The 16,352-nt window shown below is 57.8% G+C and carries 18 protein-coding genes and 1 pseudogene; 14 read left to right on the top strand and 5 right to left on the bottom strand.

Features of this window, described 5'->3' with window-relative positions:
* Together C4S59_RS05115 and C4S59_RS05110 are read left to right on the top strand one after the other, a co-directional pair.
* A pseudogene (locus C4S59_RS05115) lies at nucleotides 1–334 on the top strand (S-(hydroxymethyl)glutathione dehydrogenase); the annotation flags it as partial.
* Between the two features lie 72 nt (nucleotides 335–406).
* Nucleotides 407–922, top strand: coding sequence for a GNAT family N-acetyltransferase (locus C4S59_RS05110; protein WP_103909357.1), 516 nt, complete (start codon nucleotides 407–409; stop codon nucleotides 920–922).
* Here the strand turns inward: C4S59_RS05110 and C4S59_RS05105 are convergent, their stop codons facing one another.
* A complete protein-coding gene (locus C4S59_RS05105; RefSeq protein WP_103909356.1) occupies nucleotides 923–1,543 on the bottom strand; it encodes a TetR/AcrR family transcriptional regulator in 621 nt (206 codons plus the stop codon).
* A gap of 73 nt (nucleotides 1,544–1,616) precedes the next feature.
* Nucleotides 1,617–1,760, bottom strand: a complete 144-nt coding sequence (locus C4S59_RS19560) for a hypothetical protein (protein WP_160006752.1) — start codon at nucleotides 1,758–1,760, stop codon at nucleotides 1,617–1,619.
* Nucleotides 1,761–1,907: 147 nt separating this feature from the next.
* Here C4S59_RS19560 and mbfA point away from each other — a divergent pair, with 147 nt between their 5' ends.
* From mbfA to C4S59_RS05065, 8 genes are all read left to right on the top strand, one after another.
* Nucleotides 1,908–2,882 (top strand): iron exporter MbfA, encoded by a 975-nt coding sequence (gene mbfA, locus C4S59_RS05100; RefSeq protein ID WP_103909355.1) that lies wholly within the window; start codon nucleotides 1,908–1,910, stop codon nucleotides 2,880–2,882.
* Nucleotides 2,883–2,940: 58 nt separating this feature from the next.
* Nucleotides 2,941–3,630, top strand: coding sequence for a nitroreductase family protein (locus C4S59_RS05095; RefSeq protein ID WP_103909354.1), 690 nt, complete (start codon nucleotides 2,941–2,943; stop codon nucleotides 3,628–3,630).
* A gap of 47 nt (nucleotides 3,631–3,677) precedes the next feature.
* Nucleotides 3,678–4,607 (top strand): AEC family transporter, encoded by a 930-nt coding sequence (locus tag C4S59_RS05090; RefSeq protein WP_103909353.1) that lies wholly within the window; start codon nucleotides 3,678–3,680, stop codon nucleotides 4,605–4,607.
* Between the two features lie 72 nt (nucleotides 4,608–4,679).
* Nucleotides 4,680–5,510 carry an S-formylglutathione hydrolase gene (gene fghA, locus C4S59_RS05085; RefSeq protein ID WP_103909352.1) on the top strand — a complete coding sequence of 277 codons (831 nt, stop codon included), beginning with the start codon at nucleotides 4,680–4,682 and terminating at the stop codon, nucleotides 5,508–5,510.
* 7 nt (nucleotides 5,511–5,517) lie between these two features.
* A complete protein-coding gene (locus C4S59_RS05080; protein WP_103909351.1) occupies nucleotides 5,518–5,973 on the top strand; it encodes a YaiI/YqxD family protein in 456 nt (151 codons plus the stop codon).
* A gap of 3 nt (nucleotides 5,974–5,976) precedes the next feature.
* On the top strand, nucleotides 5,977–6,597 hold the full coding sequence (locus C4S59_RS05075; protein ID WP_103909350.1) for an HAD-IA family hydrolase: 621 nt from the start codon (nucleotides 5,977–5,979) through the stop codon (nucleotides 6,595–6,597).
* Complete coding sequence (locus C4S59_RS05070; RefSeq protein WP_103909349.1) at nucleotides 6,594–7,508, top strand: ornithine cyclodeaminase family protein; 915 nt, start codon at nucleotides 6,594–6,596, stop codon at nucleotides 7,506–7,508. The genes C4S59_RS05075 and C4S59_RS05070 overlap by 4 nt, the downstream gene beginning before the upstream one ends.
* Nucleotides 7,505–8,434, top strand: a complete 930-nt coding sequence (locus C4S59_RS05065; RefSeq protein WP_103909348.1) for an alpha/beta fold hydrolase — start codon at nucleotides 7,505–7,507, stop codon at nucleotides 8,432–8,434. The genes C4S59_RS05070 and C4S59_RS05065 overlap by 4 nt, the downstream gene beginning before the upstream one ends.
* 6 nt (nucleotides 8,435–8,440) lie before the next feature.
* Here C4S59_RS05065 and C4S59_RS05060 read toward each other — a convergent pair whose 3' ends face one another.
* A complete protein-coding gene (locus C4S59_RS05060; RefSeq protein ID WP_103909347.1) occupies nucleotides 8,441–9,679 on the bottom strand; it encodes an MFS transporter in 1,239 nt (412 codons plus the stop codon).
* Between the two features lie 85 nt (nucleotides 9,680–9,764).
* Complete coding sequence (locus tag C4S59_RS05055; protein ID WP_103909346.1) at nucleotides 9,765–10,190, bottom strand: tellurite resistance TerB family protein; 426 nt, start codon at nucleotides 10,188–10,190, stop codon at nucleotides 9,765–9,767.
* Between the two features lie 122 nt (nucleotides 10,191–10,312).
* On the opposite strand from C4S59_RS05055, the gene C4S59_RS05050 reads away from it, so the two are divergent.
* The 4 genes from C4S59_RS05050 (at nucleotide 10,313) to C4S59_RS05035 (ending at nucleotide 15,852) form a co-directional block, all read left to right on the top strand.
* The gene (locus C4S59_RS05050; protein ID WP_103909345.1) at nucleotides 10,313–11,890 is read left to right on the top strand and encodes a lysine--tRNA ligase; all 1,578 of its coding nucleotides are present in this window, start codon (nucleotides 10,313–10,315) and stop codon (nucleotides 11,888–11,890) included.
* 106 nt (nucleotides 11,891–11,996) lie between these two features.
* Complete coding sequence (locus C4S59_RS05045) at nucleotides 11,997–12,950, top strand: hypothetical protein (RefSeq protein ID WP_160006750.1); 954 nt, start codon at nucleotides 11,997–11,999, stop codon at nucleotides 12,948–12,950.
* Nucleotides 12,951–13,038: 88 nt separating this feature from the next.
* Nucleotides 13,039–13,449 carry a DUF4864 domain-containing protein gene (locus C4S59_RS05040; RefSeq protein WP_103909343.1) on the top strand — a complete coding sequence of 137 codons (411 nt, stop codon included), beginning with the start codon at nucleotides 13,039–13,041 and terminating at the stop codon, nucleotides 13,447–13,449.
* A 120-nt stretch (nucleotides 13,450–13,569) separates the two neighbouring features.
* Nucleotides 13,570–15,852 (top strand): right-handed parallel beta-helix repeat-containing protein, encoded by a 2,283-nt coding sequence (locus C4S59_RS05035; protein WP_103909342.1) that lies wholly within the window; start codon nucleotides 13,570–13,572, stop codon nucleotides 15,850–15,852.
* On the opposite strand, the gene C4S59_RS05030 is transcribed toward C4S59_RS05035, so the two are convergent.
* On the bottom strand, nucleotides 15,849–16,340 hold the full coding sequence (locus tag C4S59_RS05030; RefSeq protein ID WP_103909341.1) for a HugZ family pyridoxamine 5'-phosphate oxidase: 492 nt from the start codon (nucleotides 16,338–16,340) through the stop codon (nucleotides 15,849–15,851). The genes C4S59_RS05035 and C4S59_RS05030 overlap by 4 nt on opposite strands.
* Between the last annotated feature and the right edge of the window lie 12 nt (nucleotides 16,341–16,352).

Genomic DNA, 16,352 nt, shown 5'->3' with positions numbered 1-16,352 from the left:
TTCGTTCGATGCGACAGGCAACGTGGGCGTGATGCGCACGGCGCTGGAATGCGCGCACAAGGGCTGGGGTGAATCGATCATCATCGGCGTGGCACCTGCGGGGGCCGAAATCTCGACCCGTCCGTTCCAGCTGGTCACGGGCCGCGTCTGGAAGGGCACGGCGTTCGGTGGTGCCAAGGGCCGGACCGACGTTCCGAAGATCGTGGACTGGTACATGGACGGCAAGATCGAGATCGACCCGATGATCACGCACAAGCTGTCGCTGGACGAAATCAACCACGGCTTCGATCTCATGCACGAAGGCAAATCAATCCGCGCCGTCGTGGAGTTTTGAGCCAAGCGCCCTTGCGGGCGGGATCACCGAAAGCTACGCCTTTTGGTAACACCGCATGACAGGGCCAGTGCTATGATAGAGCAATCCCAAGGGGCGGTCACCATCCGCCCCTTTCTTTTTGACGATCAGGCCGAAACAGACGCGCTGTGGGCTGTGTTAGAGCCGACGTTTCGCGCGGGCGACACCTATACGATCGACGCCGATATCAGCCGCGAAGACGCCTTGGCCTATTGGACCGGCGCACCGCGTACTGTGTTCATGGTCGAGGGTGACGGGCAGGTTCTGGGCACCTACTATGTGACGCCCAACCAGAAAGGTGGCGGGCGGCATGTGTGCAACTGCGGCTTTGTCACCGGCCCCGCCGCGCGTGGCAAAGGAATCGCCCGCAAGATGCTTGCCCATGCGTTAGAGACCGCGAAATCGATGGGTTTCACCGCCATGCAGTTCAATTTCGTGGTGTCTACGAACACGCGGGCGGTGGATATTTGGAAACGGGCTGGCTTTGACGTGGTCGGCACTTTGCCAAAGGCTTTCAACCACCCCGAACATGGGCTGGTCGATGCCTATGTCATGTACAAGATGCTGTGATTACTTGGCCGCGTAGCGGGCAAGGAATGTCTTAACCGCTTCGTCCACAACATCGCGGATTTCAGCATCGGTTGCGCTGTTGCGGATGCCGAACAGGAATTCGGGCCAAAGCCGCGCTTTGCACAGTTCACCGAACTGATCGGCGGCCAGTTCGCAGTTGGGAATGACCAGTTCTTCGCGGGCCATCGCCTTAACGAAATACTTGATCAATTCGCCGCGCAGGCGCATCGGGCCGGTGCGGTAGAATTCATGGGCCAGTTCGGGAAAGCGTTCAGCCTCTCCCACGCAGACGCGGAAGGTTTGCAGGCCGAGTTTCGAGAACAGGATGCCCAGCAGACTGACACCAGCGCGGGTCAGCACGTATTCAGGGTCGCGCGACTGGTCGATCGTCAGGATCGCGTCGTCAGCCTGGCGCAGACATTGCGATGTCGCGACTTCCATGAACAGAAAGCGTTTGTCGGGGAAGTAGCTGTATAGCGTGGCCTTGGACACGCCCGACGCTTTGGCGATGTCATCGACGCTTGCACCCTCAAAGCCATCCCGAAGGAAGATTTCAAGGGCACCTGCGATAACCTGATCGTATTTGCGACCCTTGCGGGCCTGAGGCTCTGTGCCGTCCATGTTCATCCCCTTACCGGACCTTCAGTATAAACTGTTCGGTTCAGATGGGACAAGCAGAACAGGGGAAAGTCGGTCAAATGCCGCCCTTATCTTGCGTCACGACGGGCGCGCCGTCCTGCGGCCACCAGATATCCGAGGGGATCGGGGACGGGAAGTTGGCATAGGCCGGCGCAGTAAGGGCGAAAAGCATGATGGCGGTAAGTGCGGGGCGGATCATATCGATTCCTTTCTAAACTGTATGGTTTATTAATATGAACCGATCAGTTTAGTTTCAATATGATTCTGAACTGATCAGTTCATTTTTTTGACTTGCGGGCAAATTTAAAAATCATACGGTCAAAGTAATCTAAGCTGGGGGCTCGGTATGCGCTTTTTCGCACAGCGGCGGCATTTCAAAGATCTGAGTGAACAGGAAATCATCGCTCTTGCGATTTCCTCCGAAGAGGATGACGGCCGCATCTATCGCAGCTATGCGGAACGGCTTCGTCCCGATTTTCCTGATACCGCCAAGATTTTTGACGGCATGGCCGAGGAAGAAGACGAACACCGTCGCCGGTTGATCGAACTGCATCGCGAACGATTTGGCGAGGTGATCCCCCTGATCCGCCGTGAACATGTGGCGGGCTATTATGCGCGACGCCCTGTTTGGTTGGTTGAAAACCTTGGTCTCGAACGCATCCGCGAAGAAGCGGCCTTGATGGAGCGGGATGCCGAACGGTTCTATCTGGCCGCCGCTCAAAACAGCACGGATGCCGCGACACGGAAGCTGTTGGGCGATCTGGCTGCTGCAGAGGCTGGGCATCAGGACAAGGCCGAACATCTGACCGAAGCCAATCTGGGCGAGGAACAGCTGGACACGGAAAAGGAAACCGCCAAGCGGCAGTTTGTTTTGACGTGGGTCCAGCCCGGTCTGGCAGGATTGATGGACGGATCGGTTTCGACGCTCGCGCCGATCTTTGCGACGGCCTTTGCCACACAGGACACATGGACCACGTTTCTGGTCGGTCTGGCCGCGTCTGTGGGTGCGGGTATATCGATGGGCTTTACCGAAGCTGCATCAGATGACGGGCAGCTTTCGGGACGTGGATCGCCGTTCAAACGGGGGATTTCATCCGGCGTTATGACCACCGTTGGCGGGTTGGGGCATGCATTGCCCTATCTGATCCCGCATTTCTGGACAGCGACGCTGACCGCCTTTGTCGTGGTGTTTGTCGAGCTTTGGGCCATTGCCTGGATCCAGAACAAATACATGGAAACCCCGTTCTTCCGTGCGGCATTCCAGGTGGTTCTGGGTGGCGCGCTTGTCTTCGCGGCAGGTGTGTTGATCGGCTCAGGCTAGGTTGACGGCACCTGAATTGCGGGGAACAAATGCCTTCTGAGGAATTGGGAGGCCCGCAATGTATAAAAAAGGCGAAGTGACGTATCAGGCGCTGCCGCTGCCGGATCGTGTGCAGTTGGACGAGGTCGATGCCATCGCGGCCTCGACCGCATTTCGCGATTACATGCGTAAACGCCACTCGGTGCGCGACTATTCCGACAGGGATGTTCCCGAAGAAGTTATTCGCGCCTGTATCGAGGCTGCGGTCAGTGCGCCGTCGGGGGCCAACCACCAGCCTTGGCATTTCGCGGCCATCCGGAACCCCGAGATGAAGGCGCGCATCCGCGAAGCGGCGGAAGAAGAAGAGCGCAAGTTCTATGGCGGCGGCGCCAGTGACGAATGGCTTTCTGCATTGGAACCCATCGGGACGGGCGTGGACAAACCGCATCTGACGACCGCACCGTGGTTGATCGTGGTCTTTGCCGAACGCTGGGGCGTGAATGACGATGGCGAGCGGTATAAGAACTACTACGTGCCGGAAAGCGTGGGGATCGCGACAGGGTTTTTGATTGCGGCACTGCATCACGCGGGGCTTGTGTGTCTGGAACACACGCCCAATCCAATGAAATTCCTGCCCGAAATGTGTGGTCGGCCTGAACGGGAAAAGGCGGTGATGATCCTGCCGGTAGGCTATCCGGCAGACGATGCAACTGTTCCTGCGGTGGCCAAGCGAAAGAAGCCGCTAGAGCGGGTTATGTCGATCTTTTAGGGCAGAAGGCAGATTGACCTATCCTAGCGTCATGTTAACACGATCACATGTTTGAGATTTTCCTGAAAACGCTTCCGTTTTTTGCCCTGATCGGTCTGGGTTATGGCGCAGGACGCACGCGGTTCTTTACCGAAGAGGCGACTGCCTATCTGACGAAGTTCGTTTTCTACTTTGCCCTGTCGGCAATGTTGTTCAGGTTTTCGGCAAACCTGTCGATGGCGGAAATCTTCAATCCGCGTTTGGCGGCGGCCTATCTATGGGGCACGGCCTTTGCCTATGGTGTGGCGATGGCGGTGGCGTTCTGGCGCGGTGCGTCGGTGGAAATCGCGGCGATCGAGGCGCAATGCGCGGCTATCGGGAACACCGGATTTCTGGGCGTGCCGATGCTGGCGCTGCTTTTGGGGCAAGAAGCGATTGGCCCGATCATCCTTGTGCTGGCAATTGATTTGATCGTCTTCTCGTCGATGCTGGTGATCCTTGTGGTCGGCTCCCGCGAAGGCAGCATGAGCCCCAAGATTTTCCGCACCGTGGGCGTGGGTTTGTTGAAAAACCCGATGATCGTGTCGATCACGCTAGGCCTGATTGTGTCGGGTCTAAGCCTGCCTATTCCGGTGCCTGCAAATGAATTCCTGTCGATCCTTGGCGCTGCCGCGACGCCGGGTGCGTTGTTTGCCATCGGCGCGTCGCTGGCCAGTAAATCGGCAGAACGGATCGAAATCGCGGGTTGGCTGAGTTTCTGTAAGCTTGTGCTGCATCCGCTGTTTGTGGCGGCGGGGGCTTATCTGTTTTTTCCTGTCGATCCCTATCTGGCGGCGGTTGTTGTGTCGGCTGCGGCTTTGCCTGTGGCGGGGAACGTATTTATTCTGGCGCAGCACTATGGCGTCGCCCCGCAACGGGTGTCTGCATCCATCCTGATTTCGACTGCGCTCAGCATCTTTACGGTGTCTGCTGTCATCGCGTGGGTCACGGCCTACTGACGGGAAAAAGGTTGCTGCATCGGCCCCCGTTCGTTAGCCAGTTGGTAACTGCAATTCGAGGGGATTAGGGCAATGGAAACGGTATCCGAAAACAAGTCATTTGATGGTGTGCAGGGTGTGTACACACACGCGTCCGAGGTCTGTGGATGTGACATGACCTTTGGCCTGTTCCTGCCGGAAGACGCCAAGAGCGGCCCTGTGCCCCTTCTGTGGTATCTGTCGGGTCTGACCTGCACCCACGAAAACGCAATGACCAAAGCGGCAGCCCAACAGTGGTGCGCCGAGCAGGGCATCGCGATTGTCTTCCCCGACACAAGCCCGCGCGGCGAAGGCATCGCCGATGACGAGGCCTATGATCTGGGTAAGGGCGCGGGTTTTTATGTGGACGCGACCGAAAACCCCTGGGCCTCGAATTTCAAGATGTGGAGCTATATCGCAGACGAACTGCCGTCGCTCTTGGGCCGGAATTTCGAACTGGATATGGATCGTCAGTCGATCACCGGCCATTCGATGGGCGGCCATGGTGCGCTGACCATCGCCATGGCACATCCGGATCGCTTTGCATCGGTGTCCGCGTTCGCGCCGATTGCGAACCCGACGGCCAGCGACTGGGGCAAGAAACAGCTGGGTGCGTATCTGGGCGAAGACAAAGGCCAGTGGGCCAAGCACGATGCGTCGTTGCAGATGAAAGAAGTGGGCTTTGATGGGCCTGTCCTGATTGATCAGGGCGCGTCGGACAACTTCCTTGATCTGCTGCGCCCCGAGGCGCTTGCACATGCCATGATGGCGCGCCGTCAGGAAGGCCTGTTCCGGATGCAGAAGGGCTATGACCACAGCTATTTCTTCATCTCGTCCTTCATGGAAGATCACGTCACCTTCCACGCCGAGGCGCTGTATACCTGAGGCTGGCATGACGACCCTGTTCATCGATGCGGATGCCTGTCCGGTCAAGGAAGAGGCCGAGCGTGTCGCGACCCGTCATAAGGTGCCGATGAAGGTGGTATCGAACGGTGGGTTGCGCCCGTCGCGCAACCCCTTGGTCGAACATGTTATCGTACCCGAAGGCCCCGATGTGGCAGACATGTGGATCGCGGACCGCTGTGGTGCGGGGGATGTGGTTGTGACCGGCGATATCCCTCTGGCCGCGAAATGCGTCGAAGCCGGTGCGCGGGTTCTGAAACACAATGGCGAGGCGCTGACACAGGCAAATGTCGGTCAGGCGCTGGCCACCCGTGATCTGATGGCTGATCTGCGCGCCGCTGACCCGTTTCGACAGGGCGGTGGGCGCGGGTTCACCAAGGCCGACAGGTCGCGGTTTCTGGATGCGCTGGAACGGGAAATGCGGGCCGCGCTTAAAGGAGTTTGACGGATGACGCCTAGGGCCGTGGTTTTTGATATCGGCAACGTTCTGATCGAATGGTTGCCCGAACGGTTCTTTGACGCCGAGATCGGAGAGGCCCGTCGCAAAGACCTGTTTGCCAGCGTCGACCTGCATTACGCCAACGACCTTGTGGATCGGGGCGGGCATTTCCAAACGACTATTGCCGACTGCGCAGCCAAGCACCCCGATTGGCACGATGAGGTCATGATGTGGCATGATCGCTGGCTGGATATCGCCGGGCCGGACATTCCGCATTCCGTGCGTATTCTGCGGGCGTTGAAGGGGAACGGCGTGCCTGTGTTTGCCTTGTCGAATTTCGGAATCGGCACGTTTGAATTGGCCGAGCCCGTGTACCCTTTTCTGTCGGAATTCGATCGGCGCTATATCTCGGGTTACATGGGAATGGCGAAGCCGGATGCCGAGGTTTACGCCGCCGTCGAGGCTGATTGCGGTGTTCCGCCCGAAGGTCTTTTGTTCGCAGATGATCGCCACGAAAACATCGCGGCGGCAGTGGCGCGGGGCTGGCAGGGGCATTTGTTTGACGGGCCCGAAGGTTTTGCCAAGCGGTTGGTGGCGGATGGTTTGTTGACCGAGGAGCAAGCGCAATGAGCGGTCCGACGGTGATTCCCTTTGCCGAGGGCGAGGCGCGACTGGACTGGATCGCGTTGACCGATGCGTTGGCGGCGGGGCACGACCTGCCTAAGGCGGAAGTGTCGGACAGCTTTCTGTATCGTGGCGACGACACATTGCTTAGCCGCGCGGCATGGATCGATGGTCTGGGGATCGCGACCAAAGCGGCGACGATCTTTCCGGGCAACAACGCGCTGGGCCTGCCAGGGGTGAACGGCGCGGTCTGTGTCATGAGCGATCAGGACGGCATGATGCAGGCGCTGATCGATTTCCATCTGGTGACCAAGTGGAAGACAGCAGGCGACAGTTTGTTGGCCGCGCGACGTTTGGCTCGGGCGGACAGCCGGAACATTCTGATCGTTGGCGCGGGTACAGTCGCTGCGTCGTTGATCGAAGCTTACGGCGCGGGGTTCCCCGATGCGCAGTTCACGATCTGGAACCGCACAACATCGCGCGCCGAAGAGACGGCAGTGCGGTTTGGCAATGTCACTGTCGCGACGGATTTGGAGAAGGCCGTGGGGCAGGCGGATATCGTGGCTTGCGCGACTATGTCGACACAGCCGGTGTTGCGTGGTGAATGGCTGCGTCCCGGACAGCACGTCGATCTGATCGGGGCGTATCGTCCGGATATGCGAGAGGCGGATGATGTCGCATTGAAGCGAGCCCGTATCTTCGTCGACAGCTTTGACACGACGATTGATCATATCGGTGAGCTTAAAATTCCTCTGTCCGAGGGCGTGATCACGCGGGCCGATGTGCTGGCTGATTACTACGATCTGGCCTCGTTCAATCGCGCGGATGATGACATCACGTTGTTCAAAAACGGCGGTGGCGCGCATCTGGATTTGATGACCAGCCGCTATATTCTGGATTGCTGGAACGGCGCATGACCGGTTGGCTGTGGATCATATTGATCAGCATCGCGCTGATCCCGTTTTTCAGGGATAGGTGGCGCAAACCGGTGGGACGGCGAATGCGGAAATCGGCGCCGGGATCGTTTGCCAAGCTGAAATCCGGCACAACGCATTACCGCTGGCTTGGGCGAGTGCGTGGACCTGTTTTGGTCTGTGTGCATGGTCTGACGACGCCGTCGTTTGTTTGGGACAGGATTGCGCCGCTGTTGGGCAACCTCGGGTTTCGGGTGCTGGTCTATGACCTGTACGGACGCGGGTATTCGGACCGATCCCGTCGTGCGCAGACGCCCGAATTCTTTGCCAACCAGCTTGAGGAACTGCTGGATCATCTTGAGGTCAGGAATGATATCACCCTGCTGGGCTATTCGATGGGTGGCGTGATCGCGTCGCGTTTTGCCGTGGCCCATCCGGACCGGTTGCGCCAGTTGGTGCTGCTGGCCCCTGCTGGGATGCTGATCAATTTTCATCCGGTGATCGCATGGGCGATGAACTGGCCTTTTGTGGGTGATTGGCTGTTCGACATGGTGTTCCCGAACGCGTTCTTTAAGGCGACCGAGGCCGAACGGGCGAAACACCCCGAGGTGGGCGATATTATCGACCAACAGCAGGGCGAATTGCACCGGCGGGGATTTCTGCGGGCGGTTCTATCCAGCCTGCGTGGGTCGCTGCGCAAACCTGGGCCGAAGCTGTTCAAGGCCTTGGCCAAGCTTCCTTTGCCCGTGTACGCGATCTGGGCGCGGGACGATCAGACAATCCCGATTGATGCGCTGGGACAATTGGCGCAGTGGCACCGCGACGCGATCCATGAGGTGATTGATGGTGCAGGTCACGGTGTGCCCTACACCCATCCCGCAGAGGTGGCCGAAGTTCTGGCCACGCTGCTTGATTTGTCAGACGAATAGTCTGGCTTACGCCTGCGCCAGCGCGGGCGAACGGCTTTCGCGGATGGGCAGGTGGATGATCGCCGACAGAAGGCCAACGCCCACGCCAACCCACCAGACCAGCGTGTAGTCGCCATAGATGTCGTACAGACGACCGCCCAGCCAGACGCCGATGAAGCTGCCGATTTGGTGGGACAGGAACACGATGCCGTAAAGCGTGCCCATAAAGCGCAGGCCAAAGATGTAGCCGACCAGACCTGCCGTCAGGGGCACTGTCGCCAGCCATGTGGCACCCATGACGACCGAGAAGACGATGACTGTTGTGGGGGTGATCGGCATCATGATGAACAGGCCAGCGGCGATGGTGCGTGTCAGGTAGATGCCTGCCAGCAGGTACTTCTTGCTGTAGCGGTTGCCTGCCCAGCCCGCCAAAAGCGTGCCGCCGATGTTGACCAGACCGATCATGGAAATCGCAACCGCGCCGAGGGCCGAAGTGGTGGTGATCCCCAGTGTGTGAAGCACGCCGCCCGGTTGGATCGGTCCGCACATTTCGGTGACGAACGCAGGGAAGTGGGCCGTGATAAAGCCCAGCTGATAGCCGCAGGAAAAGAAGCCGATAAAGATCATCGCGTAGGACGGATCACGCAGCGCGGTGCCAAGGATTTTGCGCAGGCTTTCATCAACCTCTGCCTTGGGCTGAACCGGTGCGCGCATCATAGGCAGGGACAGAAGCACCAGCAGGATCGCAGCGGCGAAGATCAGGAAGACCTCGCTCCAGTTCATGAAACCCAGCATCCATTCGGCAATGGGTGCGCCGATGACCTGCCCGCCGCTGCCAGCCGCTGTCGCGATGGCGAGGGACATGGATCGGTTTGCGTCGGTCGAGGCGCGGCCAACAACCGCAAGGATAACGCCGAAACCGGTACCCGCGACACCGAAGCCTACCATCACCTCAAGAAGCTGGATGGCACCGGGTGAGACAGCGAAGGACGACAGGACAAGGCCCACTGCATAAAAGATTGCGCCAAGGAAGATCGCCTTACGGTCGCCAAACCGTTCGGCAAAGGCCGCGAACAGTGGCTGGCCGATGCCCCAGGCAAGGTTCTGGATGGCGATGGCCAGCGAAAATTCGGCGCGGGGCCAGTTGAATTCTTCGGAAATCGGGATCTGGAACACGCCAAAGCTGGCGCGAATGGCGAAAGACACCAGAATGATCAGTGCGCCTGCGATCAGAACAGGCGTGAAGATGCTTTGAGATTTCGACATGAGGACCCTCCCGGAACGGCGCGACACTGCGCGCCAGAGCAGGGAAGGTCAATCATCCAAACGGAAAGAGTGGCGTTGCAAAAGATCACATACGCAGGTGACGTGCGCGCGCGCCGCGTTCGATGGCAGCCGCGTGCAGACGGTCGATGTTCAGCTCATAGCGCATTTCTTCTAGCAGGCGCAGCTCGGTTTCGGCCAATGACCCGTCCGCCGCCGCGACATCGCAGGCTAGCGCATAAGCGGTCTCAAACAGACGTTCCGGCAGGTTGTCACGGACAAGGCCGAACAGGGCATCAAGCCCGTCTTCCTGATCGAAAAGATCGAACACGGTTTGGGACACCAGCTTGGTCCGGTCGCTGTCGTAGTCTTCGAAGACCGGCAGGGTGTTTACGGCGCTTTGGATTTTGACCAACTCAGCTGTGCGGATGTTTTCATCCGATGCGGAAATCGCGATCATGATTGCGACCAGACAGTCCTGCGGGCTCAGCGGGTGTTCGATGTTGTCAGACATGCGTCATTTGCTTTCATTCGGTGTTCTGCAATTGCAAAATATTGACGCTGCATCGTTGCCGCAATAGGTAGCGCACGCTGAAACCCCGTGTGGCGGCCTGCCGCGCAAACAGGAGAAAACCGATGTCCGCATTCCGTGACGCTGCCATGAAGTCAAAGGCCTGGCCTTTTGAAGAGGCACGTCGGGTGCTTAAACGGGTGGAATCGTCGAAGACACCCGAGGACCACGTTCTGTTTGAAACGGGCTATGGCCCGTCGGGTTTGCCGCACATCGGCACGTTCGGCGAGGTCGCGCGCACAACGATGATTCGTCGCGCGTTTGAAGTGATTTCCGACATTCCGACCCGTCTGATCTGTTTTTCAGACGATATGGACGGCATGCGGAAGGTGCCTGAAAACGTACCGCAGCAAGAGATGCTGCACGAACATCTGCAAAAGCCGCTGACATCCGTGCCCGATCCGTTCGGCACGCACGACAGCTTTGGCGGCCACAACAATGCGATGCTGAAGCGGTTTCTGGACACTTTCGGCTTTGACTACGAATTCTATTCGGCGACCGAGTTCTACAAATCCGGCCAGTTTGACGAGGTGCTTTTGCGCGCCTGCGAGCGCTATGACGATGTCATGGCCGTGATGCTGAAATCGCTGCGGGATGAACGGGCGCAGACCTATTCGATCTTCCTGCCGATCCATCCGGAAACCGGCCGCGTTCTGTATGTTCCGATCAAGAACGTTGACGCAAAGGACGGTCTGATCACCTTTGACGACGAAGACGGCAAGGAATGGACGCTTCCTGTCACAGGCGGCAACGTCAAACTTCAGTGGAAGCCGGACTTTGGCGCGCGCTGGGCGGCGTTGGATGTCGATTTCGAAATGTACGGCAAGGACCATTCCACCAACACGCCGATCTACGACCGAATCTGTGAAATCCTTGGCGGCAAGAAGCCCGAGCATTTCACCTATGAACTGTTCCTTGATGACAAGGGCGAGAAGATTTCGAAGTCCAAGGGCAACGGCCTGTCGATCGACGAATGGCTGACCTATGCGGCATCGGAATCGCTGTCGTACTTCATGTATCAAAAGCCCAAGACAGCCAAACGTCTGTGGTGGGATGTGATCCCCAAAGCGGTGGATGAATACCACCAGCAACTGCGCGCCTTCCCGGGTCAGACGCCTGAGCAGCAGGCCAACAACCCTGTCTGGCACATTCATTCCGGCAACGTGCCTGAATCCAAAATGGTGGTGCCGTTTGCGATGCTTCTGAACCTTGCGTCCGTATCGGGTGCCGAGGACAAGGAAACGCTGTGGGGCTTTATCAACCGCTATGCGCCTGATGCGTCGCCCGAGGCGAACCCCGATCTGGATCAGGCGGCTGGCTTTGCGATTAAGTATTACGAAGACTTTGTGAAGCCGGGCAAAACATATCGCGCCCCGACCGAAAAAGAGGCCGCCGCGCTGCGTGATCTGGCGGATCGTCTGGCCGCGCATGATGGTGCGACCGATGACGAAACGCTTCAAAGCCTTGTCTTTGCGGTTGGTAAGGACCACGAATTCGACCCGCTGCGCGACTGGTTCAAAACGCTGTACGAAGTGCTGTTGGGCGCGTCCCAAGGCCCGCGTTTCGGCGGTTTTGTCGCGCTTTACGGCGTGCAGGAAACCGTTGCCCTGATTGAAAAAGGTCTGAACGGCGAACTGGGCTGATTTGGTCCGACAATTGGAATGCTGAAGGCGGGGGCGACCCCGCCTTTTTCTTTGCAAAAGCGAAATACCGTGACAGCCCCTTCGTTTGTTGAGAGGGTGTCAGGCATTGGATGCATATTTTGGGATCGGTAGTTCGAGACTAAATCACTCTTTTTTATCGGGCTCTTCAATTAACATGTTTTGGAAAAACGATAGCGGTTACTTTGCACTCGGTTTGATCGCGGGCATCAGTGCAGCATTTCTGTTTGTGCTCTATTTCACAGTTTTTGGAGTGATGTGTGCAGACGGAGAATTGACTCAAGTACAATCCGAAGAGGTTCGCAAAACGCCTTTATGTTTTTGGAATGGATTTGTTGAGACACGTGATACGGCGGCTCAATGGATCATGACTCTCTTCTCAATAATCGCCTCGGTGCTTTTGCTGCTGACGTTGTGGGCGACACAACGCATGGCTCGTGAAACAACACGAATTGGGGAATCTCAAAGTCGGGCGTATTTACATGCAGACAAGTTGGAATTCTTTTGGGGCGGCGCCACAAGGTCCAAACCAAGAGTAAAGGTATGGGTTAAGAATTGCGGCCAGACGCCAGTTGTCTGGTATCGAATGCGGATTTCCATTTTCGCATACAAGCACAATGAACCTCAACCAGGAGAACGGAAAAATTCTTGGGATGAAATCGTCTTTGAAGATGGTTTTCGCGGGCCGTGGTGTGGAGTGAGCCCAGATCAGTTGATGAGTTCTGAATTTTACCTAATTACCGATTTTGAAAAGGAGCAAGTGGATAAAGCTTACTGTGGAGAATTGGACATAGGCGAACATGGATTGGGAGTTTTTGGCGAAATTGAGTATGCAACAATTTATGATGAATTGTTCAGAAGCCGATTTGTCTTTGGTCGAAAGGGTTTGCCAAAGTATGAGATAAAGGAGACGAAGACGGTAGAAAAACCGTGGGGGCCGACCAACATGAATCTGGAAAAAGGCATTATTTTTTCAAGGTTTGCATTTGATGCATATGTCTACAAGTACATAGGGCGAGCATCTGTGGCCGAAAACTCGTGAATATTGACCTGAGTTTGAGCGGTATTTGTCTACTTGTAACTCTGAGCTACTTCACTTTGCATACTGGAACCACGCAGAGGATTTCGGCATGCGCATCTTGGCCTTTTTGATACCGGCATTTCTTGCTTTGACCACGCTCGTGCGGGCCGAGATGCTGCCGGACCCCGAGATTGAAAGCGTCATTCGGGATCAGATGACCGCCTTTGAGGCGGATGATTTCGACACTGCGTTTGGTTACGCGGCCCCGAACATCCAGATGATTTTCCGGAACTCGGACAACTTCGGAATGATGGTGCGTCGCGGCTATCCTATGGTCTGGCGTCCGGCTGGCGTTCGGTTTGGTCCGTTACGCACCATTGATGGCACGCTGTGGCAGCAAGTGATCGTCACAGATCAGGAAGGCCGTTTGCATGTGCTGGACTACGCGATGGAGGACATTGGCGGGCAGTGGCGCATTGCGGGCGTACAGCTGATCCCTGCGCCGGACGTGGCCGCCTGAGGCCTGTGCGCAACGGGGACCGTGACGTAGGTCCAAAGCCGCTTTAACCGAAAACCTGAGACACCCTTTCGCGAATGGCCCCGTTTTGGGCCGTGCCCAAGCGCATAGGAAAGGGATGACATGAACAAGGCGGTTACAGATGGCGTGGTGCTGATGCCGACCCCGTATTCGGCGGGTCTGGGTGTCTGGTCGAGCGGCGACGGCACTCCGGGATCGGATACCTACGCAAACGTGGTTGGCGCGTCATTTGTGCCCGCAGATCAGGACTTCGGCGGCGCGCTGGAGATCATCAAGACAACCGCGACACAGAAGCTGCGTTACATGGGGCAGACGCCGATGCTGCCCGGCTGCTATCTGCGTGTGACGGCGCGGGTGAAGGCGATTGCGGGCAATCTGCCCAACGTGCAGATCGCCGCTTGGGCTGGCGATGCGAACGGGGCCAATGTGGCGTCCGTTGTGCAGGTGGGGCCGGCCAAACCGCTGACCAGCTATGGCGATGTCGTCGAAGTGACGGCCATCGTGGGTGCAGGCAATCGTTCTGGCGTTGATATGGTTTGGGGTCCGCAACCGGTTTACGGCCATTTCGGCATTGATCTGACCGGTCCGACCGGTGGCATTGTGCGCGTTGACGACATCGAGATCGAGGATGTCACCAGTGTATTCCTGCGCACCATGATGAACTGGGTCGATGTGCGCGATTTCGGTGCGGTGGGTGACGGTATCACCGACGATGCCGCTGCGTTCGAGGCCGCAGATGCCGCCGCTGACGGGCGCACGGTTCTGGTGTCGAAGGGCACCTATTTCCTTGGATCAAGCGTAACGCTGGACAATCGGGCAGAGTTTGAGGGCACCGTGACGATGCCCAGCACAGCGATCCTGTCGTTGACCAAAAGCTACAATCTGCCCGCTTATATCGATGCGTTCGGCGACGAAGAAACCGGTCTGAAAAAGGCCATTCAGGCGCTGATGAACAACTCGGACCATGAAAGTCTGGATATGTGCGGGCGTCGCGTGGCGCTGTCCGGCCCGCTGGACGTGCAGGCGGCGGTGCCGAACCGTGACAGCTTTGCCCAGCGTCGTGTTATCCGGAATGGCCAGTTGCAGGCCAATTCGGGCGCGGCGTGGGATCCTGATGTGGTGACGTCGATCGCGACCTACTCTGCGGCGAACCAGACGCGGCTAACGGGTGTGACCAACATTGCCAATATCGCGGTGGGCTCGCTGGTCGAAGGGGCCGGTGTCGGGCGCGAAATCTATGTGAAGTCCAAGGACGAATCCGCGCAGGAAATCACCCTGTCCCAGCCGCTGTCCGATGCGGTGGGCACGCAGAATTATACGTTTACGCGTTACAAATACATGCTGGATTTCTCGGGTTTCAGCCGTCTGGACGTGTTCCAGCTGCATGACATCGAATTCCAGTGCAGCACGGTGGCGAACGGCGTTCTGCTGGCCCCGAGCGGCACGGTCATGCACATCCGCAACTGTGTCTTTAACCGCCCCGCCCATCGCGGCATTTCCAGCCATGGTGAAGGCTGTCAGGGCATGCTGGTCGAGCACTGCCAGTTCATCAGCCACGAAGGTGGCGAGCTGACGCAGAACCGCCAGTCGGTTGCGATCAACACCAACGGCAATGACGTGAAAATCCGCGATTGTCGCGCCTCGCAGTTTCGCCATTTCCTTGTGATGTCAGGGGCGCAGGGTCTGATTTCGGGCAACCATTTCTTCCAAGGGGACGAACAGGCGGATGGTATCCGTTCTGCTGGCATCGTGGTCGCGCTGCGGGCGTGCAACACGCAGATTTCTGGCAATTACATCGACAACTGTTTTGTGGAATGGACGAACGAACGGGAACCTGAGCCGGATTTTGTGTCGGGCTTCGGCTTTGCGGGCTTGTCAATTACGGACAACGTGTTCCTGTGTTCGAACGTCGCGCCGTGGTTCAGCTATATTGTGGTCAAACCGTTCGGTAGCGGGCATTTCGTGAATGGCATGAACGTGTCCGGCAATACCTTTCGGTCATCAGGAGGCAAGATTGATCGGGTCGAACGCGTCGATGACAGTTATGCGCCGCTAGACCTGAATCGCATGAAGCGCCTGAGCTTTTCGAACAACACGTTCCACAACGTAGAATACGCGTCGCGAAACCCGCTGCTGGTTAGCCATGACCAGAACAGCCATGCGGATACGTGGGTCCTGGATACGGGCAACGAACTGCCGTTTGATGGCTATGCGACCGAGGTGGACAGCCTTGTCTTCCGCTCGCGACTGCGTAACGCGGCCAATGTCAGTGAGTGGTTCATGCCCTATACCTCGACCCTGCAGGGGGCGGCGGACAATCAGGTGCATGTGATTTTCCCGGAACCTGTTCTGGGCGACATCAACGCGCTGATCCGGATGGACTAACGGGTCGGGGCAAGGTCGTCGGGCGTCAGCACAAAGGCCTTGCCAAACCCGCCGTTCAGATGCGCCGCGCTGATATCGTAGCGCAGGATCTGGAAGTCGGCGAACCCGATATAAAGCTTGGCTTTGGGCTGGTGGTGCAGAAACTGCGCCGCCAGTTTTTCGTGTTCAGGATCGCCGTGGCGGATGAACTGGGCCGTGGCCATCAGCGTGATGCGCGGATGGGTTAGGGGGTCGCCCTTATCCCCCGGTTCGCCCAACAGCAGCGAACAACGCGGATCAGCCTTGAGTGCTTTGGTGTGGTGCGACAGGTCCGACACCAGCGACATAGGCAGACCTGCCTGATCCGGCACCACGGCCACGCGGCTGACCATGGGGCTGCCTGTGTCCGGATCAATCACCCCCAACGCGCCGAAACGGGCCGCGCCGATCAGATCGCGGGCCAGTGCGCGGGCGTCGTCATCGGTGGGGTTGATAGGGTTCTTTTCCATGCGCCGATCTTA

This window comes from Thalassococcus halodurans, from assembly GCF_900108225.1.
Classification (GTDB): Bacteria; Pseudomonadota; Alphaproteobacteria; order Rhodobacterales; family Rhodobacteraceae; genus Thalassococcus; species Thalassococcus halodurans.
This window is presented reverse-complemented; position numbering and strand designations above follow the sequence as displayed.

Coding starts and splice junctions, on each gene's coding strand:
- C4S59_RS05110 (WP_103909357.1), top strand. CDS start 407: ATGATAGAGCAATCCCAAGGGGCGGTCACCATCCGCCCCTTTCTTTTT.
- C4S59_RS05105 (WP_103909356.1), bottom strand. CDS start 1,543: ATGGACGGCACAGAGCCTCAGGCCCGCAAGGGTCGCAAATACGATCAG.
- C4S59_RS19560 (WP_160006752.1), bottom strand. CDS start 1,760: ATGATCCGCCCCGCACTTACCGCCATCATGCTTTTCGCCCTTACTGCG.
- mbfA (WP_103909355.1), top strand. CDS start 1,908: ATGCGCTTTTTCGCACAGCGGCGGCATTTCAAAGATCTGAGTGAACAG.
- C4S59_RS05095 (WP_103909354.1), top strand. CDS start 2,941: ATGTATAAAAAAGGCGAAGTGACGTATCAGGCGCTGCCGCTGCCGGAT.
- C4S59_RS05090 (WP_103909353.1), top strand. CDS start 3,678: ATGTTTGAGATTTTCCTGAAAACGCTTCCGTTTTTTGCCCTGATCGGT.
- fghA (WP_103909352.1), top strand. CDS start 4,680: ATGGAAACGGTATCCGAAAACAAGTCATTTGATGGTGTGCAGGGTGTG.
- C4S59_RS05080 (WP_103909351.1), top strand. CDS start 5,518: ATGACGACCCTGTTCATCGATGCGGATGCCTGTCCGGTCAAGGAAGAG.
- C4S59_RS05075 (WP_103909350.1), top strand. CDS start 5,977: ATGACGCCTAGGGCCGTGGTTTTTGATATCGGCAACGTTCTGATCGAA.
- C4S59_RS05070 (WP_103909349.1), top strand. CDS start 6,594: ATGAGCGGTCCGACGGTGATTCCCTTTGCCGAGGGCGAGGCGCGACTG.
- C4S59_RS05065 (WP_103909348.1), top strand. CDS start 7,505: ATGACCGGTTGGCTGTGGATCATATTGATCAGCATCGCGCTGATCCCG.
- C4S59_RS05060 (WP_103909347.1), bottom strand. CDS start 9,679: ATGTCGAAATCTCAAAGCATCTTCACGCCTGTTCTGATCGCAGGCGCA.
- C4S59_RS05055 (WP_103909346.1), bottom strand. CDS start 10,190: ATGTCTGACAACATCGAACACCCGCTGAGCCCGCAGGACTGTCTGGTC.
- C4S59_RS05050 (WP_103909345.1), top strand. CDS start 10,313: ATGTCCGCATTCCGTGACGCTGCCATGAAGTCAAAGGCCTGGCCTTTT.
- C4S59_RS05040 (WP_103909343.1), top strand. CDS start 13,039: ATGCGCATCTTGGCCTTTTTGATACCGGCATTTCTTGCTTTGACCACG.
- C4S59_RS05035 (WP_103909342.1), top strand. CDS start 13,570: ATGAACAAGGCGGTTACAGATGGCGTGGTGCTGATGCCGACCCCGTAT.
- C4S59_RS05030 (WP_103909341.1), bottom strand. CDS start 16,340: ATGGAAAAGAACCCTATCAACCCCACCGATGACGACGCCCGCGCACTG.